This is a genomic window from Polaromonas sp. YR568, from assembly GCF_943369675.1.
Classification (GTDB): domain Bacteria; phylum Pseudomonadota; class Gammaproteobacteria; order Burkholderiales; family Burkholderiaceae_C; genus Polaromonas.
Genome location: NZ_CALROB020000013.1, coordinates 1 through 26284 on the forward strand (window position 1 = coordinate 1; position 26284 = coordinate 26284).

Below are 26284 nucleotides of genomic sequence, written 5' to 3' on the forward strand. Positions count from 1 at the left end.
GCTGGTCCAGTCCATCGTGCTGGAGTGTGTGGGCTCCTTGAACCAGCTGCACCTGGCGCTGACGCATGAACGCGGGCGGCGCGACCCTTCGGCCACGCTGGCGCCCGGTGTGCAGGTTACCCAGCAAGGCGTCTTCAGCTGATTTTCCAGATTGACCGGGTTGGGCCTGAGTCAGGCCGGCTTTGACGCGGCCGGCAAAGGCAGGGCGGGCCGAAAGCCCTCCAGGTGCGCGATGATCAAGTCCGTCACCGCCATCCCGCCCAACGAACTCAGCGCAAAAAAAGCCACCGAGTCGGCATGCCCGGCCTGCGGGGCGTAATGATGCGAGAGCACCTGCCGCAGATACCGCGCGCGCGGCTTGCTGTCCTGCACCTCATATACCTGGGCATCGTCGGCAAGTCCCACTTGCAGCCCATGAAGCGGGCCCCCTATGCAGGTCATCAGCATTTTGTTTGTTGTCTCCGTTGAGCCGACTGTATACGGATGGAGCGCTCGTGGCTACGGCTCGTTTGGCGTATTCATTGGCTTTGACGGCCCGATGGGCAGGGCAACCCTAGAATGGTTTAGCCAAACCAAAGGCCGCATGTCTTTTTCGACCTCATGCGGCAAGTCGCCGGCCAAGCTCCATCCCATGAAACCTTATTCCATCCTCTTCGTCTGCATGGGCAACATCTGCCGCAGCCCCACAGCCCACGGCGTGTTCCAGCAAAAAGTCATTGACCATGGCCTCGCCGATCAAATCCAGGTCGATTCGGCCGGCACCCACAACTACCACCCCGGCAACCCGCCCGACGAACGCTCCCAGGCGCATGCCTCCAAACGAGGTTATGACCTTTCAGGCTTGAGAGCCAGGCAGATTTCGGATGCGGATTTCGAGCGCCACGATCTGATCCTGGCCATGGACTGGGATAACCTGGCTTTGGTGCAAGAGGAATGTCCTCCCGCGCATCTTCACAAAGTGCGCAGGCTCACGGAGTTCTGCCTGAAGCACAACAGCCCGGTGGTGCCTGATCCTTACTATGGCGGCAAGGACGGCTTTGAGCATGTGCTGGATCTGGTGGAGGATGCTTGCGAGGGGCTGATGCGCCACGTTGAGCAACGGCCGTAGCAAACACATCCGGGCTAGCCGGATTTGCAATCCGGTACATCCGCGCTTTGCTGCCGGTAAACCCCCTTCCGGTTCCTCAAGTGACACAGTAGAGTGCCACGCGAATTGTTATTTTTGCGTTTCGCACAGTCCTCCAAACGAAGGTTGTCGAGTGAAAAGGTTCAGCGCACACTACCTTCCCTAAAGGGAGCTTTAATGCGAGTTACTACTGTCAATATTTCTGGTTTTCGCTCGTTTGCTGCCATGGAGTCACCCCTTCAACTTGACCAGATAACAGTTTTAATTGGGGCAAATAACTCAGGAAAGTCGTCCATTCTCAGGGCACTGCACACGTTGCAAGTCGGGCACGATTCACTAATCCCCGATGTCAGGGTTGGAGGTGAGTCGGCAGTTATTGATATTCATCTTGAGCACGTTACTGGAATCAGGGCGTGGCCCGGATTGAGCGATGCAAAGAATTTGAGGGTGCAAACCCGCGTCAATAGCCCCGACAGAAGAGGTGGTGGGATGGACTTTCACGTTTACGGGCCCACGGGCAATGCCACTCAGCCGGGGCAGCTTCCGCAGATTGAGCCAGACCATTTCATTGTCCCGTACTTTTCAAAGCGCAAGACCGTTACTTACAGCGAGGACGTGCGATCCCAATTTACGCGAACCATTTCCTCTAATCTTCACTACTTGGCCGCAAAGCTCTCCCGTCTTGCAAATCCAGATTTTCCAGGGTCACAGACCTATAGGGAGACCTGCAAGGCAATCCTTGGGTTCGTGGTTACGACTGTGCCTTCTGATAATGGCCAGCGACCAGGTATTTATCTCGACTCTCGGGAAACTCTTCCTATTGACCAGATGGGCGAGGGCGTGCCGAATATAGTGGGACTATTAGCTGATTTGACATTGTCTGAAGGCAAGCTTTTTCTCATAGAGGAACCAGAGAATGACCTCCACCCCACAGCTCTGAAAGCGCTGCTTGAACTGATTGTTGAAAGCGCCAAGAAAAACCAGTTTGTTGTCTCGACTCACTCAAATATTGTTGTGCGGCATCTTTGTGCGGCTGCAAAAAGCAAGCTCTACAGCATTAAATCGGTGCCCGGAAAATTGCCAGTCGAAGCAAAAGCATCACTAGTTGAAACTAATGCGTCCGCACGTCTTGAGGTGCTACGTGACCTCGGATACTCCTTTTCAGATTTCGAGCTGTGGGATGGATGGCTAATTCTCGAGGAGGCCTCTGCTGAGAGACTTATTCGCGACTACTTAGTCCCTTGGTTTGTCCCAAAGCTGGCTCGAGTCAGAACAATGTCTACACAGGGGGTTGACCAGATACAGGCCACGTTTGAAGACTTTAATCGCCTGGTTCGCTTCACGCATTTGGAGCAAGCTTATAAAAATGCTGCGTGGGTGAGAGCGGATGGGGATGATGCAGGCCGTGCAATTGTTGAGCAACTGCGGCAAAGGTACACCAGTTGGAATTCACAAAACTTTGCATGCTTTGAAGCGCCTCAATTTGAGTGTTATTACCCCGAAGTTTTCAAAGATAAGGTAGCGCAGACCTTGTCGATTGTCGACAAAAAAAAGAGGCGCGCTGCGAAAATTTCTCTCTCGGAAGAGGTCCGGACGTGGTTAGACGAGGATACTAAGCGCGCCAAAGCAGCCTTACTAATTTCTGCAAAGGAAATTATTGCGGATCTTAAAGAAATAGCTAAGGCATTTTGAAGGCCGAGAGATGGCAGACCGTGGCCGCCGCAGAGGCTTGGTTTACTTGCTGTCAAATTCAGCTACTGCTTAGCCCAGTCGGATATACGTTTTTTCTTGTCCTGCTCGTATTTGATAGGCTCATCAAGAGGCGGAATCAAGCAGTGAAATCCCACATGAAGGTTGCGCGCCATTTTCACTAGGGAGCCTAGTAACTCATGTGCGTCTTCCTTCGTTTCCCGAATGGATTGTTTTAACGAGACTGAACCATCGCCGCTTTCGTCAATATATTTTTGATCAACCTCCCCGCCGTTGTGCTCGTAGACATGTCTGCGAAAAAACATTCTGCTGACTTTTGCACACTCTGGCTCCTTCATCCCTTTCGATATATCTATACCGAACCAGTTGTTAAATGTCAGCCGAATTTCCGCGAGTTTGTGAAACGCTTGAGAAGTGAGCCTTAGTTGACGCTCGGGCATCAGTGGAATTCGCAATGCGAGTTGCTTCGCATATTGAGCTGCGAGAGAGTCAAACGCTGCCACGGCATCGCGGACACAGTCCTGCGGCAGGGCATCGGCATTTAAGCGATTCCGAATCGCGGGGATGGTGACTGCCTCGAACTCGGCTATGTCGTTTCGAGTGCCACAGAGAGAGCAGTACCCGAACCGCCCCAAAATGTCATTGAATTCCCCGCATGCAGTGCAAGTAAATTTCCTTTGTTGGCTTTTTTCCGAGACGTAGAACGCTGGCTTCTCCCCTTTTCCTACAGCCTCTGCTACCTCGTTCATATCAATTTCGATTACCGCGTCCTCTGCAGCCTCTTCTGCCTTGCACAATAGCTCACAGTAAAGTCGAACAAACTTTCGTTGTGCATTTGATAAGAACTGATAGCCGTGACCGCGCAAACCGCAATAGGGACATATTGAAGGCGAAGCCCCACTGCGCCAGTACTGTTTGCAGCGGGGGCAATCGTGGCCAAATTTTCCTTGGCTATCGGAAGTTATGTATACAGGAAAGCAGCCACTAAAAGGCGGCGGCTCGGATACATAACCAATTCCGCCTAAGGTAAGGTTCCCGACTGGAATTCCATTGAAGAGCGCGTACAGCGCTGTCATGCTCATTGGGACCGGCCTCGAGTGTCGCATCGCGACGGAGTAGCCTCTGCGGCCGTCCGGCCCCGTTTCAAATCTGAATGTAATGGTGCCGCCAGAGTGGCCGATTTCCGTGAACTCTTCTGTCATACGGCCCCCATATTTACCTTCCCGTTTCTGGGACGCTTCCACAATCGGATTGGATAATTTTCGTTCTAAGAATCAGCTGAACTCAGGACGTTTTTGCTACAGGGCAACAACGGCGACTATCAAGCAGAGTCTTAAATTGCGGCGCAAAAAAAGGGAGAAACTTTTGGCTTCTCCCTCCCCGCTTGCGTTACCGCTTGCTTTTATCGCTTGCTGTTAGGCGTTCGCGATACTGGCTTCCAAGTGGACCCGGGGGTCGTCGTTGGCGGTAGCGGCCTATTGTCAGGAACGGTCGAGTAGTTGGGCCTAGCCCCGCCACGCGGACCGATTTCCTGATAAATGCCGCCATTGTTTCCGGTATTGCTACCGGGAGGTTTTCCAGAAGTTGCCATGGGATTTCTCCAGTTAGGCACTAACACCCCGGTACGTAGAACTCCTTAATCCCAACCCTTGCGAATTGAGTTACTCTCGTCATTCCTAAACGTGAGTTCGGGGGCAGACCTCGCCGGTATCGGTAATCTGCCAAAGGCTGCTAAGAGTTCGTACCTCTTAGTGGCCTTTTTTCTTGCAAGTGCTTAGTTTGCCAAGACACTATACCTGGGGTTTAAATCGAATTCAAGCACTACCGGTAGTGTATTTGGCCATTCTGTGGATAACCATTTGGTATCGGTGAGGGCTACTTGTGGATAGTTCGGACATGACCGGGTCGGCACATATCTGTACTTTGGGAGCTATCCACAGCCAAACTTTGACCACGGATGGGGCGGCGATTTCCGTCAGGCGGACCCAATTTGCTACTTTTCCAGATCGGTCCGTGGCTTGCCGGCAATGATTTGGACGTGCCTGTATACCTTCGGTAGGTCTAAAGCGGGTAGTGCACTGATTCGACTGCCTTGCGAAGAGTCTCAAGGCTTCGATGCGTACACCTTACTGCCTGTGCTGCCCATGATTTCGTGGCCTGTAATCATGTCCATTACGGCCTCTGGAACCGCCGCCTCGGCTAGTTGTGTTCGGACCGTGTGTCGCAGGCTATGGAAGTCGGGGAATAGCTTCAGCGTGTCCGGTACTCCTTGAACCACCGGCCAAAATAGTCACCCACCTTTTTCTCCCAAGCGTTAGCTTCGGCCAAAGCGAAGTCGAACCTGCCGAGGTCACCGTCTGCACGTATTCGGCAAAACCGGGGCGCAGCAACTCGCTTTGTATTGGGACTTTTCGCTTGCCCGCTTTGCTTTTCACTTTTTGTTCTGCATCCTCATCAGTGAGTTACAAAACGGGAGAGAGCCGGCGCTGAGCCAGTTTCACACCTGCGGAGTTATTCATGACCTCATTCAAAGAGGCGAGCGCTTGGGCATCTTCTGGGGAGCGCCATCGAGCGCACTCCAAGGAGTTGCGGAAGCGCCTTTGCGGCGTCTTACGGTCAATGTTTCAAGGGAGGCTGTCGCGGCTCTCTTTGAGAGCATCGAAGAGTGCCTTGCGGGCTTCTGGGTTATCTCGAAGAACGTCATCCACGCGCAGTACTGTTGCGCGCCCCCGATCTGCTAACTGACGCGCCATTTCAGGAGAGATTTCGGGCGCCAGCCTGGAAATGAAACCCGCAAGAACTGCGGATCTGAGATGAATAAGGTGACGAGCCTTGACCCCGGCACTGGCTCCACAGTTAGGGCTGCTTGGTTCCCCACCTGACCCGGTTGGCCGCTTTACCATGCGGGAAGGCCCGTCACGCTCGATTGTACGGGATGGCAATGACCTTGCTGTCAGCCGGAACAAATAGGCCCTGACGGAAAACTGCCCCGGGGAGAGTCCCGGCTGCAATTTAGAATGGCCGGATGTCCTATCTCGTCCTCGCCCGCAAATACCGTCCCAAAAATTTCTCTGAAATGGTGGGGCAGTCGCATGTGGTGCAGGCGCTGGGCAATGCGCTGGCGACCAAGCGTTTGCACCATGCCTATTTGTTCACCGGCACGCGGGGGGTGGGCAAGACGACGATTTCGCGGATTCTGGCCAAATCGCTGAACTGCCTGGGCCCGGACGGGCAGGGCGGCATCACCGCCACGCCTTGCGGTGTGTGCCAGGCCTGCACCGACATCGACAGCGGCCGTTTTGTGGATTACACCGAGCTGGATGCGGCCTCGAACCGGGGTGTCGATGAGATCGCGCAGCTGCTGGAGCAGGCCGTTTACAAACCCGTCGTGGGCCGCTTCAAGGTCTTCATGATCGACGAAGTTCACATGCTCACGAACACGGCTTTCAACGCCATGCTCAAGACGCTGGAAGAGCCCCCCGAATACCTGAAGTTCGTGCTGGCCACGACGGACCCGCAGAAGGTGCCGGCCACGGTGCTGTCGCGTTGCCTGCAGTTCAACCTGCGGCCCATGGCGCCCGAGACGGTGCTGGAGCATTTGACCCAGGTGCTGGGCGTCGAGAACGTGCCGGCCGAGCCGCAGGCGCTGCGCCTCCTGGCGCGCGCGGCGCGCGGCTCCATGCGCGATGCGCTGTCCTTGACCGACCAGGCGATCGCTTTCGGCTCGGGCTCGCTGGACGAAGCCAGCGTGCGCACCATGCTGGGCAGCGTGGACCGCAGCTATGTCTACCGCCTGCTGGACGCGCTGGCGCGCGGCGACGGCAAGACCGTGGTGGAAACCTCGGAGGCCCTGCGCCTGAACGGCCTGAGCGCGGCCTCCACGCTGGAAGAGATGACCACCGTGCTGCAGCGCATGGCGGTGCTGCAGGCCGTGCCGGAGATGGGCGAGGGCGATGACAATGCCGACCCGGACATCGCCGAGACGGCCCGGCTGGCGCGCGCGCTGCCGGCCGACGAAACCCAGCTGCTCTACAGCCTGTGCCTGCACGGCCGCGGCGAGCTGGGCCTGGCGCCCGATGAATACGCGGGCCTGACCATGGTGCTGCTGCGCCTGCTGGCCTTCAAGCCTTCGGGCTCCGCCGCCTCCAGCCATGCGGGGGGTGCCGCCGAGCCCGGAAAAAAGCCTCAGCCTGAGGTGACGCGGGCGGCTGCGCCCGCGCCGGCCGCTGCGCCCATGGCGGCACCTGCGGCGCCTGCTGCGCCAGGCTTTGAAAGAAAGCCGCCTGTAGCGTCAGTCGCGCCGCCTGCCCAGGCGCCTGTCGCCCAAGCCGAACGCGCGCAAGCCCCTTCCCATTTCGCCGCCAGTTCCCCGGCCATGCCGGAGCCGCCGCCTGCCCAGGCCGCGCCGCCGCAGCCCCAACAACGCCCGCCGGCCAGCGCGCCTTCGACCACGCCCCCGCCGCTGGTGCCGGTGCCCTTCGGCGAAATCTGGGGCCAGACGGTCAACCAGCTGGTGGCGGCCGAGGCCGTCGCGGCGCTCACGCGCGAGCTGGGCCTGCAGTCCGAGTTGCGCAGCCAGGAGGGCAGCGTGTGGACGCTGCGCGTGGAGCGCGAGTCGCTGAACCAGGCGGCCGCGCGTGAAAAGCTTCAGGCCGCGCTGCAAACCCATGTGGGCGATGCCGCGCTCAAGCTGGTGGTGGAAGTCGGGCCCGTCACCGACACGCCGGCGCGCCGCAACGGCGCCGCCGCGGCCGAGCGCCAGCGCGCCGCCGAAGAGATGATCCAGAACGACCCGCTGGTGCAGGACATGATGCGCGACTGGGGGGCGAAAATTGTCCCCGGCAGCATACGGCCGCTGGCCGCCAAGTCGATATGATTCGAGACAGTTCGTAAGCACGCATTGCAAACACCCGGTACACCCCGATTTCAAGACTCAAAAGGAAGATCCCATGTTTAACAAAGGACAACTCGCAGGCCTCATGAAGCAGGCGCAGGCCATGCAGGACAACCTCAAGAAAGCCCAGGACGAACTGGCTTTTGTCGAAGTGACGGCCGAAGCCGGCGCCGGCCTGGTGAAGGTCACCATGACCTGCAAGCATGACGTCAAGCGCATCGAGATCGACCCCAGCCTGCTGGCCGACGACAAGGACATGCTCGAAGACCTGGTGGCCGCGGCCTTCAACGCCGCCGTGCGCAAGGCTGAAGAAGTCAGTCAGGAAAAGATGGGTAAATTGACGGCCGGCCTTCCCCCCGGCATGAAGCTCCCCTTCTAACTTTCTAACCTCCTGGCTTTGGTCTACGCATTCACCAGCAGGGGCCGCGGGACTGGCTTTGCCAGACCGCAGGCGCAGCGCCCCCTCGGGGGGCAGAGAGCTACACGCAGTGAGCGAACGTGGGGGCTCACGGATGGCTGACTCCAACGCTCTCGAAGGCCTGACCCAGGCGCTGCGCAAGCTGCCGGGCGTGGGCGCCAAGTCGGCGGCGCGCATGGCTTTTCATTTGCTGCAGCATGACAAGCCCGGCGCCTTGCAGATCGCGCGTGCGCTCGAGCATGCTGTCGGCAGCGTGCGCCACTGCGTCCTGTGCAATACGCTGACCGAGCAGGAGCTCTGCACCACCTGCGCGAATCCGCAGCGCGACCGCAGCAAGCTCTGCGTGGTCGAGACGCCGGCCGACCAGGCCGCGCTGGAGCGCACGCTGGCCTACAAGGGCCTGTACTTTGTGCTGATGGGCAAGCTGAGCCCGCTGGACGGCATAGGGCCCAACGACATCGGCCTGCAAAAACTGTTTGACCGCGTCGTGCCCAAGGACGAACGCGGCGAAGCCTTGCCGCCCGCCTCGCGCGAGGTGCAGGAAGTGATCCTCGCGACCAACTTCACCGCCGAGGGCGAGGCCACGGCGCATGTGATTGCCCAGGCGCTCAAAAGCCGCGGCGTGCAGGTCACGCGCCTGGCGCGCGGCGTGCCGGTGGGTAGCGAACTTGAATACGTGGACCTGGGCACGATTGCCCACGCGCTGGTGGACCGCCGCTGAGGGGCGGCATTTTTTTGATTTCGGCTTCGGGATGCCGGCAAGACACAACAACAAACGAAAGGAAACCCACCATGACATTCGCACGCTTCACCATTGCTTATTGGTGTGTTTTGATCGCGGCCTTGTTGCCGATTGCCTGCGCGGGCCTGGCCAAGTACGGCATGATGGGCACGCCCCGGCGCGATGGCGGTTTCGACAACCACAACCCGCGCGGCTGGCTGGCGCGGCAAACCGACTGGCGCGGCCGCGCCAACGCCGCCCAGCACAACACCTTTGAGGCGTTGCCGTTTTTCTTCGCGGCGGTGATCATCGCGCACACCTTGCAGGCCGGGCAGACGCGGCTGGACATCCTGGCGCTGCTGTTTATCTTTCTGCGCATCGCCTACATCATGATGTACGTGGCCGACCTGGCCAAGGCGCGCTCGGCCATCTGGGCGGCCGCGCTCTTCATCAACATCTGCATTCTGTTTTCCGGTTATCGCTGAAGAATGACCGTGTGTCGGCTGCGGTAACCTTTGGTAACCGCAACCCATCATTTCTGGTGAAAACCCGCACGGGATGACCCCGATGCGGGTTTTTTTACGCCTCGATAAGCTTGTGCCAACCACAAGAAAAGAGGACCTGCATGACCCGCCATCCCCTGATTTCCCGCCGCACTTTTGCAAGCGGCACCGCGCTGGCGGTCGCGACGCTGGCACTCCCGTCGCTGCGCGCCCAGCCCAAACTCGAGAAAACGAAGATCGCGCTTTCCGTCGGCGGCAAGGCGGCTTTCTATTACCTGCCGTTGACGATTTCCGAACAGCTGGGCTACTTCAAGGCCGAGGGCCTGGACGTCGAGATCAGCGACTTCGCGGGCGGCGCGCGCGCGCTGCAGGCCGTGGTGGGCGGTTCGGCCGACGTGTGCTCGGGCGCGTTTGAGCACACCATCAACCTGCAGGCCAAGAACCAGATGTTCCAGGCCTTTGTGCTGCAGGGCAGGGCGCCGCAGATCGCCTTCGGCATTTCGACCAAGAACATGCCCAACTACAAAACCGTGGCCGACCTCAAGGGCAAGAAGATAGGCGTGTCGGCACCGGGCTCGTCGACCAACATGATGGCCAACCTGGTGCTGTCGCGCGCCGGCCTCAAGGCCGGCGACGTGAGTTTTATCGGCGTGGGCACCGCTGCGGGCGCGCTGACCGCGCTGCGCTCGGGCCAGATCGACGCGATGAGCAACACCGACCCGGTGATGACCATGCTCGAGCAAAAGGGCGAGGTCAAGATCATCAGCGACACACGCACGCTCAAGGGCACGGTGGAAGTGTTCGGCGGCTCCATGCCGGCGGCCTGCCTGTATGCGCCGCTGGAGTTCGTGCAGAAAAACCCCAACACCTGCCAGGCGCTGGCCAATGCCATCGTGCACGGCCTCAAGTGGCTGCAGACGGCCGGCCCGGGCGACATCATCAAGACCGTGCCCGAGAGTTATCTGCTGGGTGACCGCGCGCTGTACCTCGCTTCGTTCAACAAGGTGCGCGAATCGATTTCGCTGGACGGCATCATCCCCGACGACGGTGCGCGCACGGCGCTCAAGGCGCTGGCGAGTTTTGACACCAGCATCAAGGCCGACAAGATCGACATCGCGAAAACCTACACGAATGAGTTTTCCCGCAAGGCCAAGGAACGTTTCAAAGCTTGAGCTTCGCCTGAACGACCACTCTCCATGCTGCCTGCCTCGTGCAGGCAGCTTGCCTTAAGCTCCCGATATGTCCGACCCTGCCGCCGAACCCGACACCGACTACGCCCTGGAGCTGATCAACATCAGCTGCACCTTCCGCTCGCGCGACGATGCGGGCCAGCGCTACACGGCCGTCAGCGACACCACGCTGCGCATTCGCGCCGGTGAATTCGTCTCGGTGGTCGGGCCCACAGGTTGCGGCAAGTCCACCCTGCTCAACATAGGCGCGGGCCTGCTCGAGGCCTCGTCGGGTGAGGTCAAAGTTTTTGGCGCGCCGCTGGCCGGCATCAACACCCGCGCCGGCTATATGTTCCAGACCGAGGCGCTGATGCCCTGGCGCAGCGCGCTGGGCAACGTCATGGTGGGCTTGCAATACCGCGGTGTTCCCGACGGCGAGGCGCGCCGCCAGGCGCAGGCCTGGCTGGAGCGGGTGGGCCTGGGCGGTTTCGGCGACCGCTACCCGCACCAGCTCTCGGGCGGCATGCGCAAGCGCACCGCGCTGGCCCAGGTGCTGGCGCTGGACCCGGACATCATCCTGATGGACGAGCCCTTCAGCGCGCTCGACGTGCAGACCCGCCAGCTTATGGAAAACGAAGTGCTGGAACTCTGGGCCGCCAAGAAGAAGGCCGTGCTCTTCATCACGCACGACCTGGACGAAGCCATCGCCATGAGCGACCGCGTGATCGTGCTGTCGGCCGGCCCGGGCACGCACCCCATCGGCGAGTTCGCGATAGACCTGCCGCGCCCGCGCGACGTGGCTGAGGTGCGCCACCAGCCGCGCTTCGTCGAGCTGCACACGCAGATATGGAATGTGCTGCGCGACGAGGTGCTCAAGGGCTATGCGCAGCAACTCAAGAAAGCGGCATGACCGTGTGGCGCCACCTCAAGCCTTCTGAAAACAACCTGCGTGCCTGGCAGCTTGGTTTGCTGGTCGTCATCCTGCTGGTCTGGCATATCGCTTCGCGCGACCAGCAGATCGCATTTTTCCTCGGTGAGCCGATCAAGGTGGCCGGCCGCGTCTGGAGCTGGTTCATGCCTTTCGGCTTCGGCCCCAGCGCGCTGTTCCCCGACGGCCTGCCGGGCAATGCCGACATCTATTTGCACCTGGGCACCACCTTGCTGGAGACCGTGCTGGCTTTCGGCATCGGCACGGTGCTGGGCCTGGCCTGCGGTCTCTGGCTGGCGCTGGCGCCCACGGCCCGCGCGATTCTGGACCCGTATATCAAGGCCGCCAACTCCATGCCGCGCGTGATCCTGGCGCCCATTTTTTCGCTGTGGCTGGGCCTGGGTATCTGGAGCAAGGTGGCGCTGGCCGTCACCCTGGTGTTCTTCATCGTCTTCTTCAACGTCTACCAGGGCGTGAAGGAAGTCAGCCCGGTCGTGCTGGCCAATGCCCGCATGCTGGGCGCCAACCAGCGGCAGCTGCTGCGCACCGTGTACCTGCCCAGCGCCACCAGCTGGGTGTTTTCCAGCCTGCACACCTCGGTGGGCCTGGCCTTTGTGGGCGCCGTGGTGGGGGAGTACCTGGGCTCGGCGCGCGGTGTCGGCTACCTGATCCTGCAGGCGGAGGGCACCTTCGACGTCAACACCGTGTTTGCCGGCATCGTGGTGCTGACGGCCTTCGCGCTGGTGCTGGACGGCATCGTCGGCCGGCTCGAAAAGCGCCTCATGAAATGGCAGCCGCGCACGGGAGAAACCGAAAAGCTGTGACTTTTGGGCTCTTATCGGGTGGTCTTTACCGCGGGTTAACAGTACGATCACGTATCATTTCGTAACCCCCCCCCACCCGGAGCCGACGCCTCATGTCCATGGTCCAGCTGGCGTTGCGACGCCCCTACACGTTCATCGTGATGGCCATGCTCATCGTGCTGGCCACGCCCTTCGCTCTCAAGAACATGGCGACGGACATCTTCCCCGAGATCAACATCCCGGTGATCAGCGTGATCTGGAACTACAACGGCCTGCCCGCCCAGGAAATGGGCCAGCGCGTGGCGGGCCAGACGGAGCGGGGCCTGACCACCGTGGTCAGCGACATCGAGCACATTGAGTCCACCTCGCTGGCCGGCGTCAGCATCATCAAGGTCTTCTTCCAGCCCGGCGTCAACATCCAGACGGCCATCGCCCAAGTGGTGGCCTCGGTGCAGACACAGGTGCGGCAATTGCCGCCCGGTATCACGCCGCCGCTGGTGATCAAGTATTCCGCTTCCAGCATTCCCGTCATGCAGCTGGCGCTGTCGAGCGCGACGCTGCCCGAAAACCAGCTGTTCGACACGGCCGTCAACGGCCTGCGCCCGCAACTCATCACCGTACCGGGCGTCGCCTCGCCGTTCCCTTACGGCGGCAAGGTGCGCGTGATTTCGGTGGACCTGGACACCCAGGCCCTGCAGGCGCGCGGCCTGTCGCCGGCCGACGTGGTCAATGCCGTCAACACGCAGAACCTGATCCTGCCCTCGGGAACCGTCAAGTTTGGTGAAACCGAATACACCGTGCGCATGAACGGTTCGCCCGACGCGCTGGCCGGCCTGAACGACCTGCCGGTGCGCACGGCCAACAATGTGACCACCTATTTGCGCGACGTGGCCTATGTGCGCGACGGCTTCCAGCCCCAGACCAACGTCGTGCGCCAGGATGGTGCGCGCGGGGTGCTGGTGTCGGTGCTCAAGAACGGCGGCGCCTCCACGCTGGACATCGTCGCCAACGTGCGGGCCCTGCTGCCGCGCGTGGTGCAAAGCCTGCCGTCCGACGTCAAGGTCACGCCGCTGTTCGACCAGTCGGTCTTCGTCAAGGCGGCAGTGGTCGGCGTGATCATCGAGGCGCTGATCGCCGCCGCGCTGACGGCCCTGATGGTGCTGCTCTTCCTGGGCAACTGGCGCAGCACGCTGATCATCGCGCTGACGATCCCGCTGTCCATCCTGGCGTCCATTCTGGTGCTGTTCGCGCTGGGTGAAACGCTCAACCTGATGACGCTGGGCGGCCTGGCGCTGTCGGTCGGTATCCTGGTGGACCAGGCCATCGTGACCATCGAGAACATCGAGCGCCACCTGCACATGGGCAAGCCGCTGAACGACGCCATCGAGGTCGGCGCAGGTGAAATCGGCCCGGCGGCATTCGTCGCCACGCTGTGCATCTGCATCGTCTTCGTGCCCATGTTTTTCCTGTCGGGCGTGGCGCGCTTTTTGTTCGTGCCGCTGGCCGAGGCCGTGGTGTTCGCGATGAGCGCGTCCTACATCCTGTCGCGCACCCTGGTGCCCACGCTGGTGATGCTGCTGATGGGCGGCGTGCACGGGGCGGCGCAGGCAGAAACCAAACCCAGCCCCTTGCAGCGCCTCTACCGCAGCTTCGATTCGCAGTTCGAGCGCGTTCGCCGCGCCTACACGCTGGCGCTGTCGGCGGCGCTGTCGCACAGGCGGCGCTTCGCGCAGCTGTTCCTGGGCTTTTGCCTGCTGTCCTGCCTGCTGTACCCGTTTTTGGGCCGCGACTTTTTCCCAAGCGTGGACGCGGGCCAGATTCGCCTGCACATGCGCGCGCCCACCGGCACCCGCATCGAGGAGACCGTGCGCATCGCCGACGCGGTGGAAACCGCCATCCGCGAGATGATTCCGGCCGACCAGCTGGAAACCATCCTGGACAACATCGGCCTGCCGAACAGCGGCATTAATTTGTCGTACAGCAATGCCGGCACCATAGGCACCATGGACGGCGAGATCCTGATGTCGCTGAAAGAGGGGCACAAGCCGACCGACGGCTTCATCAGCCTGCTGCGGGCCGAGCTGCCCAAACGTTTCCCCAACGTGGAGTTTTTCTTCCAGCCGGCCGACATCTCGACGCAGATCCTCAACTTCGGCCTGCCCGCCGCCATCGACGTGCAGTTCACCGGCAACGACATCAACGGCAACATGGAGCGCGCGGCCGAGCTGACCAAGGCCATACGCAAGATACCGGGCGCGGTGGACGCCCACGTGCACCAGCGCCTGGACGGCCCGGTGGTCGACCTGCGCATGGACCGCACGCGGCTGCAGCAGTTCGGCCTGGGCGCGGCCAACGTCGGCCAGAACGTGCTGATTGCGCTGTCGGGCAGCTCGCAGACCGCGCCGGCCTTCTGGCTGAACCCGCAAAACGGCGTGGTCTACAACGTGGTGATGCAGTCGCCGCAGTACAACGTCGATTCGGTCGATGCTTTGCTCAGCATCCCGGTGGGTTCCACCCCCAACGCCAACAGCGGCGCCAACGGCGCGGCGGCGCCGGCCAACCCGACGCAGCTGCTGGGCAACCTGGTGGACGCGCGCGCCGGCCGGCAGCAGCCCATCGTGTCGCGCTACAACATCCAGCCCGCCATCGACGTCTACGTGAGTGTGCAGGGCACCGACCTGGCCAGCGTGGCCAGCCAGATCAAGACCCTGGTGGCCGAGATCGAGCCCAAACTCACGCGCGGCAACCAGGTCGCCATACGCGGCCAGGTGCAGACCATGCAGAACTCCTTCATCGGGCTGGGCCTGGGCCTGGCCATGGCTATCGTGCTGGTTTACCTGCTCATCGTGGTGACCTTCCAGTCCTGGACGGACGCGGCCATCATCATCACCGCGCTGCCGGCGGCGCTGGCGGGCATCGCGTGGATGCTGTTCATCACCGGCACCACGCTCAGTGTGCCGGCCCTCACGGGCGCCATCATGACCATGGGCGTGGCCACGGCCAACAGTATCCTGGTGGTGTCCTTCGCGCGCCAGCGCATGGAGGACGGCATCACGCCGCTGTCGTCGGCGCTGGAAGCCGGCGCCACGCGCATACGCCCGGTGCTGATGACGGCGCTGGCCATGATCATCGGCATGATCCCGATGGCGCTGGGCCTGGGCGAGGGCGCCGAGCAGAACGCGCCCCTGGGCCGGGCCGTCATCGGCGGCCTGCTTTTTGCTACTGTTTCAACCTTGTTTTTTGTGCCTGTGATCTACGCCGGGGTGCACCAGCGCCTGGCGCAGCGCAAGGCGCGCCGCGGCACGCCGCCCGCATCCCATGAAGCCGCGGGCACCGTGCCCCAGGAGAGCTGAGCCATGTCCGAAGAACGCCATTCCCCCCTGGCCCTGCACCCCGTTGAAGCGGGCGAGTCGGGCGAGCTGCTCAAGCGCGGGCAGGTCGTGCGCCGCGCCAAGATCGCCGCCGTCATCGTGCTGGTGCTGCTGGCCATAGGGGCAGGCCGTACCGTCATCAGCCGCGTCTACAACGCCAAGGAACTCGAAGCCGGCGCCACAGAGCGCAACAAGAACTACGTGAAGACCACGCTGGCCAAGGCCAGCGAGTCCGGCCAGACGCTGGCCCTGCCGGGCACGCTGCAGGGTTTTGTGCAGTCGCCGATTTATGCGCGCGCGGGCGGTTACGTCAAGCGCTGGACCAAGGACATAGGCGCGCGCGTGAGCAAGGGCGAGCTGCTGGCCGAGATTGAAACCCCCGAGATCGACCAGCAGCTGTCGCAGGCGGTTGCCGCGCGCCAGCAGGCCTCCGCCAGCCTGGACCTGGCCCAGAGCACCGCCGTGCGCTGGGAGGCGCTGCGCAAGAAAGACGCGGTCTCGCAGCAGGAAGTCGACGAACGCCGCAGCGCAAGCGCGCAGGCCGGCGCCAACCTGGCGGCGGCCGATGCCAACGTGCAGCGGCTGCGCCAGCTGGAAAACTTCAAGCGCATCGTCGCGCCCACCGACGGCATCATCACGCGGCGCAACGTCGACACCGGCGACCTGATCGACGCGGGCGCCGGCGGCGGGCTGGCGCGCGCGTTGTTCGTGGTCACGCAGACCGACCCGCTGCGGCTTTACGTCAACGTGCCGCAGACCTACGCGCAACTCGTCAAGACCGGGCAAAGCGTGGTGGTGACGCAGGCCGAACTGCGCGGCCAGAAATTCCAGGGCCAGGTGGCGCGCACGGCCGCGTCCATCGACGCCACCTCGCGCTCCATGCAGGTGGAGATTTCATTGCCCAACACCGCCGGCACGCTGTTGCCGGGCGCCTTCGTGCAGGTGGCGCTGCCGCTGGCGGCCAGCCGCGGCCTGGCCATCCCCAACAATGCGCTGATCATCCGCGGTGACGGCATCAAGGTCGCGTCCATCGACGCGCAGGGGCGCGTGCACCTCAGGCCCGTGCAACTGGGCCGCAATTACGGCGAGCGCGTGGAAGTGGTGGACGGCGTGGCCACTGGCGAACGCCTGGTGCTCAACCCTTCGGATTCGCTGGCCGAGGGTGACCCGGTGTCCTTCAACGCCGCCGAGGACGACAAGGCCGGCGACAAGGGCGGCAAGAAGCCAGCCGTGGCCGTTGCTGCCGGCGACAAAGCCAAGACTGAACCCGGGAAAGCAGCGCCGTGAACAGGCTGAACACGACAGGCGCGTTTTCGGTGGTGCTGGCCGTAGCCGTGCTGGCCGGCTGCACGGCCGGCCCGGCCTACCGCAAGCCGGAGGTCGTCATGCCCGTGGCCTGGCAGGTGGAGGCGCCCTGGCGCACCGGCACCCCCAACGACCTGGCCGCCAAGGGCCCCTGGTGGGAACGCTTTGGCGACCCGCAGCTCAATGCCCTGGCGCAAAAAGCCATGGCCGGCAACCAGACGCTGGCCGCCGCCAATGCGCGCCTGGCGCAGGCCCGCGCCAGTTTGGCGGGCAGTTCGGCCAGCCTGTTCCCGCAGGTCGGCCTGGGCACACGCGCCGCGCGGCAGAAGATTTCCGCGAACCGGCCGCTGACCAATTACAACTCGCCGAATTTCTCGACCATCCAGAACGACTACAGCGTCACGCTGTCGGTCAACTACGAGGTGGACCTTGCGGGCCGGGTGCAGAGCCTGGTGGAAGGGGCGGGTGCCACGGCGGAACAATCCGCCGCCGACCTGGAGAACACCCGCCTGGTGCTGGCCTCCGACCTGGCCGTGGCCTACTTCAGCCTGCGCGCGCTCGACACCGAGCTTGACGTGCTGGCCCGTTCCATCGCGCTGCAGCGCCGTTCGCTGGTGCTGGCCACCGACAGGCACGACCTTGGCGCCACCTCGGGCCTGGACATGGCGCAGCAGCAGGCCTTGCTGGACACCACACTCACGCAGGTCGACGTGCTCAAGCGCCAGCGCGCGCAGTTCGAGCATGCGATCGCCACGCTGACCGGCACGCCGGCGCCGCAATTCGCGCTGGCGCCGCAGACCACGCCTTTGCGGCCGCCCGCGATTCCGCTGGGCATTCCTTCGGACGTGCTGGAGCGCCGCCCCGACGTCGCCTCGGCCGAACGCGCCATGGCGGCGGCGAACGCGCAGATTGGCGTCGCCAGCGCGGCGTTTTACCCCAGCATCGCGCTGGCGCCCACTGTGGGTGTCGACAGCCGCATCTTCAGCACCCTGTTCGACGCACCCAGCGTGTTGTGGTCTTTGGGGGTGTCGGCGACGCAGGTGCTCTTCGACGGCGGCCGCATCAGCGCCAACGTGGATTTCGCGCGCGCCGGTTATGACGTGACGGTGGCCAACTACCGGCGCGTCGTGCTCACGGCCATGCAGGAAGTCGAAGACGGCATCAGCGGCGTCGCCGCGCTGGACCGCGCCTACGGCCAGGCGCAGCGCGCCATCGCGAGCGCCGGGCGCGTGCTGGAAATCGCCAACGACCGTTACGAGGGCGGTGTGGCGACTTACCTGGACGTCATTACGGCGCAGCAATCGCAACTGAACAGCGAACGCCAGGCGGCGCAACTGCTGGGTCAACGCATGCTGGTGTCGGTGTTCCTGGTGAAGGCGCTGGGCGGGGACTGGCAGGGCGCGCCCGTCGCCACGGCGTCGCAGTAAGGAAGCCGCCAGCCGGTCGGCCCTGTGACCGCCCGCATCTTTTCCTGTCGTCCTACAGCGCTTTTTGTGCCTGCGTCCTAAAGTGCATTCACCGCACAATAACCCAAAAAGGACACATCATGAACCTCTCCCTGAGCATAGGCCCCGTAGTCTCCCTGATCGCCGGTATTCTGATTTTGATCATGCCGCGCCTGCTGAACTACATCGTGGCGATCTACCTGATCGTCATCGGCCTGGTCGGCCTGTTTGGCGTCGGCAGCTTCAAACTCTGATTAGCCCACTCGCTTAGCGCGCGGCAGCATCGCTGCCCGTGATGGCGGCGATCCTGGCCGCGCTGCGCTTGAGCTGTTCCACCAGCGCCGGAATGCGTTCCGGCGGGATGCGCGAGGAAATCGCCGACACGCTCAGCGCCATGCACGGCCGCTGGTAACTCGCCGGCACCGCCATGCCCACCGCCGTGACGCCTTCCATCACGGCATTGACTCCCACTGAATAGCCCTTGTCGCGCGCGTCATTGACGTGCCGTGTCACGTCCGCCGGCGTCATGCGGCAAAACGCCGGCAGGTAAGGGCCGTTGGCCGCTATCAAGGCGTCCGATTCGGCCTCGGGCAGGCTGGCCAGCAGGCACAGGCCGGCCACGCTGGCGCCCATGGGCCGGCGGTCGCCCAGTGCCACCACATTGGCCTTGATGGGGTAGGCGCCCTGGGCACGCCAGGCGCACAACACGTCGTCATAACTGCGCAGCATCAAATACACCGTGTCTTCGGTGCTCGCCGCGAGCTCTTCCGCCACGCTGCGGACCTGCGGGAACTGCGCAATCGGGTTGGGCGCCGCCATGCCCAGCTCAAACAAACCACTGCCCAGCGCGTAGCGCCGGTTCTCCGGGCTTTGCCGCACCAGGCCCGCGAGCTGCAGCGAACGCAGGATGCGGTGCGCCGTGGGCCGGCTCAGGCTGGTGGCATGGCAGAGGTCCAGGATGCGGACGCCGGCAGCGCCTGTGCGGGCGATTTCACGCAAAAGCTCGCAGGCCCGGTCGACGGTCTGGGCGCCGGTGGAACTCTCTGCTTCGTGGTCGGTTTCATGCTTCATGGCTCGAGCATAAAGGCCAATCCGTAAAAAGTCCAAATAACGTACTAAAAATCAATTTCTATAAAAAATGGTATGCGGATGTGTGGCTTATGTTTTGAAATTAATCAGTAAATTTCTAGAATAAACAGGGAAAAATAAGTTCACATACAGGACTTATTTTCAGGATAAAGACCAAATACCCCATAAAACCAGGAGACATGAGATGAAATCAGGACGCCGTTTGATCGTGCTGGGCGCTTTGGCCGGCCTTGCTTTTGCGGGCGCTGCCCACGCGCAGGGCTACCCCACCAAGCCCATCCGCATCGTGTTGCCCTACAGCGCCGGCGGCCCCGCCGACGTGATGGTGCGTGCCATCAGCCAGAAGCTGGGCGACAGCTGGGGCCAGCCCTTTATCGTCGACAACAAGCCCGGCGCCAATGAAATCATCGCCGCCGACATCGTGGCCAAAAGCCCGGGCGACGGCTACACCTTCCTGGTGGCCTCCGACGGCGCCTACAGCCTGAACCAGAACCTGTATCCCAAGATCCCGTACGACCCGGTCAAGGACTTCGTGCCCGTCGCCAAGCTGGCCGTCGGCAACCTGATGCTGGTGACGCGCCCCGACTTCCCGGCCGCCAACGTCAAGGAGTTCATCGAGCAGGTCAAGCGCAACCCAGGCAAGTTCAACTACGGCTCCATAGGCGCGGGCGGCGTGAACCACCTTGCCTCGGCCTGGTTCAACAGCATCAACGGCCTGCAGATGGAACACGTGGCCTTCAAGGGCCTGCCGCCCGCCGTGCAGGAGCTGATGGCCGGCCGTATCGACGCGATGTTCGCGGTGACGGGCGGTGTCGCGCCTTTCCTGGAGACCAACAAGATCAAGGCGCTGGCCGTGTCGGGCCGCAACCGGCAGCCGGCTGCGCCCAATGTGCCGACCTTCGCCGAAGTCGGTTACCCCACGTTTGACGCGTCCTACTACTTCGGCGTGGTCGCGCCCAAGGGCACGCCGCCCGAGATCAGCGCCCGCTTTGCGCGCGACATGAGCAAGATCATCAATACCGCCGAGTTCAAGAGCAAATACCTGCAGCCGCTCGGCTTCGAGGCGGTGGGCGACACGCCGGAACAGTTCACGGCCTTCCTGAAAACCGATCGCGAACTCGGCGCGCAAAAGGTCAAGGTTTCCGGCGCCAAACTCGAGTAACACCGCTGCCCCTGAGAACCCCACGATGAAAAAAAACACCGAACTGCGCTCCGACATCGCCTGGGCCACGCCTGAGGCCATAGGCGTGCACGGCTACGACCTCTGCAATGACCTGATGGGCGAGGTCAACTTTGGCGACATGGCTTTCCTCGAAGTCACCGGCCGCCTGCCCGACGCGAACGAGTCGCGCATGTTCAACGCCATCCTGGTCACGCTGGTCGAGCACGGCATTGTGCCGTCGACGCTCGCCGCGCGCATGACCTATGCGGGTGCGCCCGAGGCCATGCAGGCGGCCGTCGCGGCCGGTTTGCTGGGCCTGGGCAGCGTCTTTGTCGGCTCAACGGAAGGTTCTGCGCGCATGCTGGCGGCGGCCTTGCCCGAGGGCCGGGGCGGGCAGGGCGCGCAGCCCGACTCGTCGCTGGCCGGCCTGGCCGAAGAGATCGTGAAAAGCCACAGGGCGGAGAAAAAAATCATCCCCGGCCTGGGCCACCCGATTCACAAACCGCTGGACCCGCGCACCCTGCGCTTGTTTGCGATTGCGCAGCAGACCGGCTTCCACGGCCGCTATGTGGCGCTGATGCAGTGCGTGGCCGATGCGGCCGGCGCCGCTTATGGCAAGCCGCTGCCCATCAACGCCACCGGCGCCATAGGCGCGCTGTGCTGCGAGATGGGCTTGTCCTGGAAGGTCTCGCACGGCCTGGGCGTGATGGCCCGCGCCGTCGGCCTGGTCGGCCATGTGCTGGAAGAAGCGAAGCAGCCCATGGCCATGGAGCTCTGGCACCGCGCCGAGGACGAGGCCACGGCACATTCGCGCGGCCAGCTTCGCGGCAAAGCCAATGGCGAGGGCAAGTGATCCATGCTGACACCGCTTGAAGTGCTGAAGCTTTACCCGCCGCACGGCGGCACGCTGGCGTCCATGCTGCGCAGCCGCGCGGCCGTGGCCAACGACCGTGAATTCATCGTCTACCAGGGCCGCTCGTATACCTATGCGCAGGTGCTCGAAGAAGTTCGGCGTGCCGCGGCCGTGCTGGTCGCCAAAGGCGTGAAAGAGGGCGACCGTGTCGGCGTGATGTCGCTGAACCACCCGTCCAGCGTGTTCGCGTTTTTTGCTTTGGCCGGGCTGGGGGCCGTCATGGTGCCGGTCAACCCCGACTATGGCGTGGAAGAAGCGCGTTACGTGCTCAATCATGCGGAGGTCTGCGGCGTCATCTGTTCCGAAGCCGCCTTGCCGACCGTGCAGGCCGCCTGCGAGGGACTTGCAAGCATGCCCTGGCTGATGCTGAGTGAAACCGCTTTTGTCGACGTGCCTGACAGCCTTGCCGCAGCGCCCGAACCGTTGGACAACCCCGACGCCACCTGCGTGTTCATCTACACCTCGGGCACCACGGGATTTCCCAAGGGCGTGATGCACAGCCAGCGCAGCCTGCTGACGGCCGGAGAGGGTTTTGTCGCGCGCATGCATCTGCAGCCCGACGACAGGCTGCTGTGCGTGCTGCCGCTGTTCCACATCAATGCGATTTTTTATTCGCTGGCCGGCTCGCTGGCGGCGGGCGCGACGCTGATCCTGGAGCCGAAATTCTCGGCCTCGAAGTTCTGGCAGACGGTGAAAGAAACCGGCGCCACCGAGGTCAACACCATCGCGGCGGCCAGCAGCATCCTGATGCGGCGCCCGCGCAGCGAGTACGTGCCGGGCCATCGCCTGCAAAAAATCTACGGGGCGCCGTTTGACGAGGAAACCTTCCGCGTCTTCCAGGACGAGTTCCACGTGGCCACGCTGATCGAAGGCTACGGCATGTCGGAAATCCCGGGCGCGCTGAACAACCCCTTTCCCGGGCCGCACAAGGTGCGCAGCATGGGCCAGCCCAGCCGGCATCCGGACCCGGCCGTGTCGCTGGCCGAGCTGCGCATCGCCGGCGACGACGGGCAGTTCCTGCCGCCGGGGCAAGTCGGTGAACTGGTGGTGCGCACGCCCATCGTGATGCAAGGCTACTTCCGTGACGAGGCGCAGACCCGAGCGGCTTTTCGCGACGGCTGGTTCCTCACGGGCGATCTGGCTTATGTCGATGAAGACAATTTTTTCTGGTTTGTCGCGCGCAAGAAAGACATCATCCGCAAGCGCGGTGAAAACATTTCAGGCGCGGAGCTGGACCGTGTCATCGGCAACCACCCCAGCGTGCTGGAGGCGGCCGCCATCCCGGTGCCGTCGGAGCTCGGCGAAGACGAGATCCTGGTGGCCGTGGTGTTGCGCCCCGGCATGACACTGGCGCATGAGGAGATCGCCCAGTGGTGCCGCGAAAGGCTGGCCGCGATCAAGGTGCCGCGTTATGTGGCGCTGGTGGATTCACTGCCGCATACGCCGACGCACCGCGTGGCCAAGTTCAAGATGCGGGAAGATGCTTCGCTCAGGGCGAAGGCCGTGGACCTGCAGGCCGTGACGTCGTGATGCCCTGAAAAGGGCTTAGCGCTTTTTCGTTTTGACCACGGCTTTGGCCGTGCTGCGCTTGATGGCCTTGACGTTGCCCTTGCCGCGGCTCGCCGAAGCGGCGTGGCTCTTGACCGGCAGGAACACCACCACCTGGTGACCCAGCTTGAAGGGACTGGAGGCGCTGACGTTGTTCCACTCGGCGACGCTGGCGGCGCTCAAGCCGTAGCGCTTGGCGATGGTGGCCACCGACTCGCCCTTGCGGGCCTTGACGGTGGTGCGCCGCGTCACGATTTCAGGCGCGAAAGACACCTGGGCGTTGTCGGCGACATGGCTGGTCACGTCGGTTTCGACCTTGGCCGAGCGCGGCACCAGCAGGGTGGAGCCGGCCTTGATCAGCATGCGCGGCGGGATGTTGTTGATGCCGCGCAGGTCGGCCTCGTTCATGCCGGTGCGGCGCGCCGCTTCGGCCGGGTTCATGGTGGCGGGGGCGGTCCAGGCCGTCCAGCTCGCGTACTGGCCCTGGCTGTAGGCCTCGAAGTTGCGCTGGAATACCGTGGCGTTGTCCCAGGGCAGCAGGATCTGCGGCGTGCCGGCGGCGATGATGACGGGGCGGTGCGCCGAGGGGTTCAGCGCCTTGAAGTCCTCGATCTTGACGTCGGCCAGGCGCGCGGCCAGGGCCACGTCGATGTCGCGCGTGATCTGCACCTGCTGGAAGTAGGGATGGTTTTCGATCAGCGGCAGCTCGGTGCGAAAGGCCTGCGGATTCGCGACGATGTTCTTGACGGCCTGCAGCTTGGGCACGTAGAGCCGGGTTTCGGCCGGCATGTTGAGGTCCAGGTAAGTGGTGCCCAGGCCGGCCTTCTGGTTTTTGGCGATGGCGCGGCCCACGCTGCCTTCGCCCCAGTTGTAGGCGGCCAGCGCCAGGTGCCAGTCGCCGAACATGCCGTAGAGTTTTTGCAGGTAGTCCAGCGCGGCACGCGTGGAGGCCAGCACGTCGCGGCGGTCGTCGCGGAAGGCGTTCTGCTTGAGGTCGAAATACTTGCCGGTGGCCGGCATGAACTGCCACATGCCGGCGGCCTTGGCGCTGGAGACGGCCTGCGGGTTGAAGGCGCTTTCGATGAAGGGCAGCAGGGCCAGCTCGGTGGGCATCTGGCGGCGTTCGAGTTCTTCAACGATGTGGAACAGGTATTTGCTGGAGCGCTCGGTCATGCGCTGGATGTAGTCGGGCCGGCTGGCGTACCACTGCTCTCGGTCGGTGACCAGCTCGTTTTGCAGGTCGGGCATCGCGAAGCCGCGGCGTATGCGGTCCCAGAGCTCCTTGGGCGGCTCGGTGGAGGCGACGTTCTGGTGCGAGCCCGCCTGGCCGGGTGTGATGGCTTGCAGCGGCCCGTTGGGCAGCAGGGGTTTGGTGGCGGGGCCGCCGGTGGTCAGCACCGGGTCGCTGGGCAGGCCGGGCGCCTGCGTGGCGCAACCGGCCAGCAGCGCCGCCGCGAGGACGAGAGCCAGCGAAACAATGCGGAAAACAGAGGAGGCGGGGGAGGCGAAAGCTGCAGTGGTGCGGGAGTGTGGCGTCATTTGAATTGGTTTTTCCACTGCCGGATGGCGGCAAATACGGTGGTGTCGTCACGGGCCGACGCATCAAAGTGCCGGGCAGCCGCCATGATAGTGGCTTGCCGGCTCCGCAAGAAGGGATTAATCAGCAATTCCTGGGCCATCGAGCTCGGCAAGGTCGGCAAGCCCTGCTCACGCAGGCGCACGCAGCGGGCCTGGTAGGCCGCCAGGTCGGCGTTGCCGGGCTCCACGGCCACGGCAAAGCGCAGGTTGCTGAGCGTGTATTCATGGGTGCAGCAGACCACGGTGTTGCCGGGCAGGGCGGCGAGCTTGTCGAGCGAGGCCAGCATTTGCGCCGGCGTGCCCTCAAACAAACGCCCGCAGCCGCCCGAAAACAGCGTGTCGCCGCAGAACAGCAGGGGCTTGCCGTTCACGTCGGGCGTGTAATAAGCGATGTGGCCGGCCGTGTGGCCGGGCACGTCGATGACCTGAAAATCGAAGCCGAGGGCGCGCGCCGTGTCGCCGCCCTTGAGGTGTGTGTAGGGCTTCGGAATGCGTTCGGTGGCCGGGCCCCAGACCTGGGCGCCCGTCGCCTCGCGAAGGGCATCGACGCCACCCGTGTGGTCCGCATGGTGGTGCGTGACTAGAATCGACTCCAGTTGCAATGCGTGCTCGTCCAAAGCGCGCAGCACGGGCCCGGCATCTCCCGGATCCACAACCAGGGCGCGCTTGCCGTCATGCAACAGCCAGAGGTAGTTGTCTTCGAAGGCGGGAATGGGGATCAAATACATGCGGTGTCTCGATGGGCTCTGAAATTATAGGTTTGACCGACTGGCTGAAGACGCCGCCGGGCGCTTATCTTCTGGACTGGGAACGCACGCATTTCGACGAGGCCGTCAGCGACGTCTTCGGCTACCACGCGCTGCAACTGGGCCTGCAGGAAATCGACGCCTTGCAGGCCAACCGCATGCCGCACAAATGGCTGGCGCTTGAATCCATGCCTTTACTGCCCGCGCCCGGTGAGGGTGCGACCGCCGTCCCGGCCACAAGTTCCCGGCGCGCGGCCTTGCTGACCGATTCGGGCGCGCTGCCCTTCCCGGAAAGCAGCCTGGACCTGGTGGTGCTGCCGCATACGCTGGAGCTCAGCCGCGACCCGCATGCCACGCTGCGAGAAGTCAGCCGCGTGCTGGTGCCCGAGGGCCGTGTGGTCATCAGCGGGCTGAACCCCACCAGCCTCTGGGGCCTGCGCCAGCGCCGCGCCCATCTGTACCAGCGCCTGGGTTACGACAATCTCTACCTGCCCGAGACGGGCGAGTTCATCGGCTACTGGCGCCTGCGCGACTGGCTGCGGCTGCTGGACTTTGAGGTAGAGTCGGGGCGCTTCGGCTGCTACCGCCCGGCGCTGACCAGCCAGGCATGGCTGGACCGCTTCGAGTGGATGGATGCGGCGGGCGCGCGCTGGTGGCCTATCTTCGGCGCCGTGTACTTTCTCGCGGCGGTCAAGCGCGTGCGGGGCGTGCGGCTGCTGGAGCCCGCCTGGAAAACACGTAAAGTCCCGGCTGCGGCGCCGGCCGCTGTGGCCAACAAGGAGCCGGCGACACGGTCGCGGCCTCCGGCCTGAATCTATTTTTTCTTCTTTCTTTTTTTCATCGCCGGGCATGAGC

General features: G+C 63.1%; 22 protein-coding genes and 1 other RNA gene. 17 read left to right on the plus strand and 6 right to left on the minus strand.

From position 1 onward, the window contains the following. Positions 1–171: 171 nt before the first annotated feature. Complete coding sequence (locus ACLV8F_RS08860) at positions 172–441, minus strand: hypothetical protein (RefSeq protein WP_411883868.1); 270 nt, start codon at positions 439–441, stop codon at positions 172–174. A gap of 190 nt (positions 442–631) precedes the next feature. Between ACLV8F_RS08860 and ACLV8F_RS08865 the strand changes: the two genes are divergently transcribed. Then, positions 632–1108 (plus strand): low molecular weight protein-tyrosine-phosphatase, encoded by a 477-nt coding sequence (locus ACLV8F_RS08865; RefSeq protein WP_411883963.1) that lies wholly within the window; start codon positions 632–634, stop codon positions 1106–1108. A gap of 195 nt (positions 1109–1303) precedes the next feature. Further along, on the plus strand, positions 1304–2818 hold the full coding sequence (locus ACLV8F_RS08870; RefSeq protein ID WP_411883869.1) for an ATP-dependent nuclease: 1515 nt from the start codon (positions 1304–1306) through the stop codon (positions 2816–2818). Between the two features lie 62 nt (positions 2819–2880). Here the strand turns inward: ACLV8F_RS08870 and ACLV8F_RS08875 are convergent, their stop codons facing one another. Together ACLV8F_RS08875 and ffs are read right to left on the minus strand one after the other, a co-directional pair. Next, positions 2881–4038, minus strand: a complete 1158-nt coding sequence (locus ACLV8F_RS08875) for a hypothetical protein (protein WP_411883870.1) — start codon at positions 4036–4038, stop codon at positions 2881–2883. Positions 4039–5657: 1619 nt separating this feature from the next. Continuing rightward, an RNA gene (ffs, locus tag ACLV8F_RS08880) (signal recognition particle sRNA small type) lies at positions 5658–5754 on the minus strand. 107 nt (positions 5755–5861) lie between these two features. Here ffs and dnaX point away from each other — a divergent pair. The 11 genes from dnaX to ACLV8F_RS08935 all read left to right on the plus strand — a co-directional run bounded on the left by dnaX (position 5862) and on the right by ACLV8F_RS08935 (position 18647). Next, the gene (dnaX, locus tag ACLV8F_RS08885; protein WP_411883871.1) at positions 5862–7712 is read left to right on the plus strand and encodes a DNA polymerase III subunit gamma/tau; all 1851 of its coding nucleotides are present in this window, start codon (positions 5862–5864) and stop codon (positions 7710–7712) included. A gap of 73 nt (positions 7713–7785) precedes the next feature. Next, entirely contained in the window at positions 7786–8109 is a 324-nt protein-coding gene (locus tag ACLV8F_RS08890; RefSeq protein ID WP_411882079.1) for a YbaB/EbfC family nucleoid-associated protein, read from the plus strand. Positions 8110–8242: 133 nt separating this feature from the next. Then, complete coding sequence (gene recR / locus ACLV8F_RS08895) at positions 8243–8869, plus strand: recombination mediator RecR (RefSeq protein WP_411883872.1); 627 nt, start codon at positions 8243–8245, stop codon at positions 8867–8869. A 71-nt stretch (positions 8870–8940) separates the two neighbouring features. Next, positions 8941–9354, plus strand: coding sequence for an MAPEG family protein (locus ACLV8F_RS08900; RefSeq protein WP_411883873.1), 414 nt, complete (start codon positions 8941–8943; stop codon positions 9352–9354). A gap of 140 nt (positions 9355–9494) precedes the next feature. Next, positions 9495–10544 (plus strand): ABC transporter substrate-binding protein, encoded by a 1050-nt coding sequence (locus tag ACLV8F_RS08905; RefSeq protein WP_411883874.1) that lies wholly within the window; start codon positions 9495–9497, stop codon positions 10542–10544. Between the two features lie 67 nt (positions 10545–10611). Then, positions 10612–11451 carry an ABC transporter ATP-binding protein gene (locus ACLV8F_RS08910; RefSeq protein ID WP_411883875.1) on the plus strand — a complete coding sequence of 280 codons (840 nt, stop codon included), beginning with the start codon at positions 10612–10614 and terminating at the stop codon, positions 11449–11451. A gap of 2 nt (positions 11452–11453) precedes the next feature. Next, positions 11454–12293, plus strand: coding sequence for an ABC transporter permease (locus tag ACLV8F_RS08915; protein ID WP_411883964.1), 840 nt, complete (start codon positions 11454–11456; stop codon positions 12291–12293). A gap of 92 nt (positions 12294–12385) precedes the next feature. Next, positions 12386–15625, plus strand: a complete 3240-nt coding sequence (locus ACLV8F_RS08920) for an efflux RND transporter permease subunit (protein WP_411883876.1) — start codon at positions 12386–12388, stop codon at positions 15623–15625. A gap of 3 nt (positions 15626–15628) precedes the next feature. After that, positions 15629–16930: an efflux RND transporter periplasmic adaptor subunit gene (locus tag ACLV8F_RS08925; protein WP_411883877.1), complete on the plus strand. Its 1302-nt coding sequence runs from the start codon at positions 15629–15631 to the stop codon at positions 16928–16930. Further along, complete coding sequence (locus tag ACLV8F_RS08930) at positions 16927–18375, plus strand: efflux transporter outer membrane subunit (protein WP_411883878.1); 1449 nt, start codon at positions 16927–16929, stop codon at positions 18373–18375. Before ACLV8F_RS08925 ends, ACLV8F_RS08930 begins: the two co-directional genes overlap by 4 nt. A 119-nt stretch (positions 18376–18494) precedes the next feature. Then, positions 18495–18647, plus strand: a complete 153-nt coding sequence (locus ACLV8F_RS08935; RefSeq protein WP_411883879.1) for a DUF3096 domain-containing protein — start codon at positions 18495–18497, stop codon at positions 18645–18647. A gap of 13 nt (positions 18648–18660) precedes the next feature. Here ACLV8F_RS08935 and ACLV8F_RS08940 read toward each other — a convergent pair whose 3' ends face one another. Continuing rightward, the gene (locus tag ACLV8F_RS08940; protein WP_411883880.1) at positions 18661–19464 is read right to left on the minus strand and encodes an IclR family transcriptional regulator; all 804 of its coding nucleotides are present in this window, start codon (positions 19462–19464) and stop codon (positions 18661–18663) included. 202 nt (positions 19465–19666) lie between these two features. Here ACLV8F_RS08940 and ACLV8F_RS08945 point away from each other — a divergent pair, with 202 nt between their 5' ends. The 3 genes from ACLV8F_RS08945 to ACLV8F_RS08955 are packed head-to-tail and all read left to right on the plus strand — an operon-like array spanning position 19667 to position 23087. Continuing rightward, a complete protein-coding gene (locus ACLV8F_RS08945; protein ID WP_411883881.1) occupies positions 19667–20644 on the plus strand; it encodes a Bug family tripartite tricarboxylate transporter substrate binding protein in 978 nt (325 codons plus the stop codon). Between the two features lie 25 nt (positions 20645–20669). Continuing rightward, on the plus strand, positions 20670–21497 hold the full coding sequence (locus tag ACLV8F_RS08950; RefSeq protein WP_411883882.1) for a citryl-CoA lyase: 828 nt from the start codon (positions 20670–20672) through the stop codon (positions 21495–21497). 3 nt (positions 21498–21500) lie between these two features. Continuing rightward, positions 21501–23087 carry an AMP-binding protein gene (locus tag ACLV8F_RS08955; protein ID WP_411883883.1) on the plus strand — a complete coding sequence of 529 codons (1587 nt, stop codon included), beginning with the start codon at positions 21501–21503 and terminating at the stop codon, positions 23085–23087. Positions 23088–23102: 15 nt separating this feature from the next. On the opposite strand, the gene ACLV8F_RS08960 is transcribed toward ACLV8F_RS08955, so the two are convergent. Together ACLV8F_RS08960 and gloB are read right to left on the minus strand one after the other, a co-directional pair. Then, complete coding sequence (locus tag ACLV8F_RS08960) at positions 23103–24644, minus strand: transglycosylase SLT domain-containing protein (RefSeq protein ID WP_411883884.1); 1542 nt, start codon at positions 24642–24644, stop codon at positions 23103–23105. Further along, on the minus strand, positions 24641–25411 hold the full coding sequence (gloB, locus tag ACLV8F_RS08965; protein ID WP_411883885.1) for a hydroxyacylglutathione hydrolase: 771 nt from the start codon (positions 25409–25411) through the stop codon (positions 24641–24643). Before gloB ends, ACLV8F_RS08960 begins: the two co-directional genes overlap by 4 nt. Before the next feature lie 11 nt (positions 25412–25422). Between gloB and ACLV8F_RS08970 the strand changes: the two genes are divergently transcribed. Further along, on the plus strand, positions 25423–26241 hold the full coding sequence (locus tag ACLV8F_RS08970; protein ID WP_411883886.1) for a class I SAM-dependent methyltransferase: 819 nt from the start codon (positions 25423–25425) through the stop codon (positions 26239–26241). The last annotated feature ends 43 nt before the right edge of the window (positions 26242–26284 follow it).

Coding starts and splice junctions, on each gene's coding strand:
- ACLV8F_RS08905 (WP_411883874.1), top strand. CDS start 9,495: ATGACCCGCCATCCCCTGATTTCCCGCCGCACTTTTGCAAGCGGCACC.
- ACLV8F_RS08945 (WP_411883881.1), top strand. CDS start 19,667: ATGAAATCAGGACGCCGTTTGATCGTGCTGGGCGCTTTGGCCGGCCTT.
- ACLV8F_RS08960 (WP_411883884.1), bottom strand. CDS start 24,644: ATGACGCCACACTCCCGCACCACTGCAGCTTTCGCCTCCCCCGCCTCC.
- ACLV8F_RS08890 (WP_411882079.1), top strand. CDS start 7,786: ATGTTTAACAAAGGACAACTCGCAGGCCTCATGAAGCAGGCGCAGGCC.
- dnaX (WP_411883871.1), top strand. CDS start 5,862: ATGTCCTATCTCGTCCTCGCCCGCAAATACCGTCCCAAAAATTTCTCT.
- ACLV8F_RS08875 (WP_411883870.1), bottom strand. CDS start 4,038: ATGACAGAAGAGTTCACGGAAATCGGCCACTCTGGCGGCACCATTACA.
- gloB (WP_411883885.1), bottom strand. CDS start 25,411: ATGTATTTGATCCCCATTCCCGCCTTCGAAGACAACTACCTCTGGCTG.
- ACLV8F_RS08955 (WP_411883883.1), top strand. CDS start 21,501: ATGCTGACACCGCTTGAAGTGCTGAAGCTTTACCCGCCGCACGGCGGC.
- ACLV8F_RS08935 (WP_411883879.1), top strand. CDS start 18,495: ATGAACCTCTCCCTGAGCATAGGCCCCGTAGTCTCCCTGATCGCCGGT.
- ACLV8F_RS08910 (WP_411883875.1), top strand. CDS start 10,612: ATGTCCGACCCTGCCGCCGAACCCGACACCGACTACGCCCTGGAGCTG.
- ACLV8F_RS08920 (WP_411883876.1), top strand. CDS start 12,386: ATGTCCATGGTCCAGCTGGCGTTGCGACGCCCCTACACGTTCATCGTG.
- ACLV8F_RS08865 (WP_411883963.1), top strand. CDS start 632: ATGAAACCTTATTCCATCCTCTTCGTCTGCATGGGCAACATCTGCCGC.
- ACLV8F_RS08950 (WP_411883882.1), top strand. CDS start 20,670: ATGAAAAAAAACACCGAACTGCGCTCCGACATCGCCTGGGCCACGCCT.
- ACLV8F_RS08870 (WP_411883869.1), top strand. CDS start 1,304: ATGCGAGTTACTACTGTCAATATTTCTGGTTTTCGCTCGTTTGCTGCC.
- ACLV8F_RS08900 (WP_411883873.1), top strand. CDS start 8,941: ATGACATTCGCACGCTTCACCATTGCTTATTGGTGTGTTTTGATCGCG.
- ACLV8F_RS08925 (WP_411883877.1), top strand. CDS start 15,629: ATGTCCGAAGAACGCCATTCCCCCCTGGCCCTGCACCCCGTTGAAGCG.
- ACLV8F_RS08940 (WP_411883880.1), bottom strand. CDS start 19,464: ATGAAGCATGAAACCGACCACGAAGCAGAGAGTTCCACCGGCGCCCAG.
- ACLV8F_RS08970 (WP_411883886.1), top strand. CDS start 25,423: ATGGGCTCTGAAATTATAGGTTTGACCGACTGGCTGAAGACGCCGCCG.
- recR (WP_411883872.1), top strand. CDS start 8,243: ATGGCTGACTCCAACGCTCTCGAAGGCCTGACCCAGGCGCTGCGCAAG.
- ACLV8F_RS08860 (WP_411883868.1), bottom strand. CDS start 441: ATGACCTGCATAGGGGGCCCGCTTCATGGGCTGCAAGTGGGACTTGCC.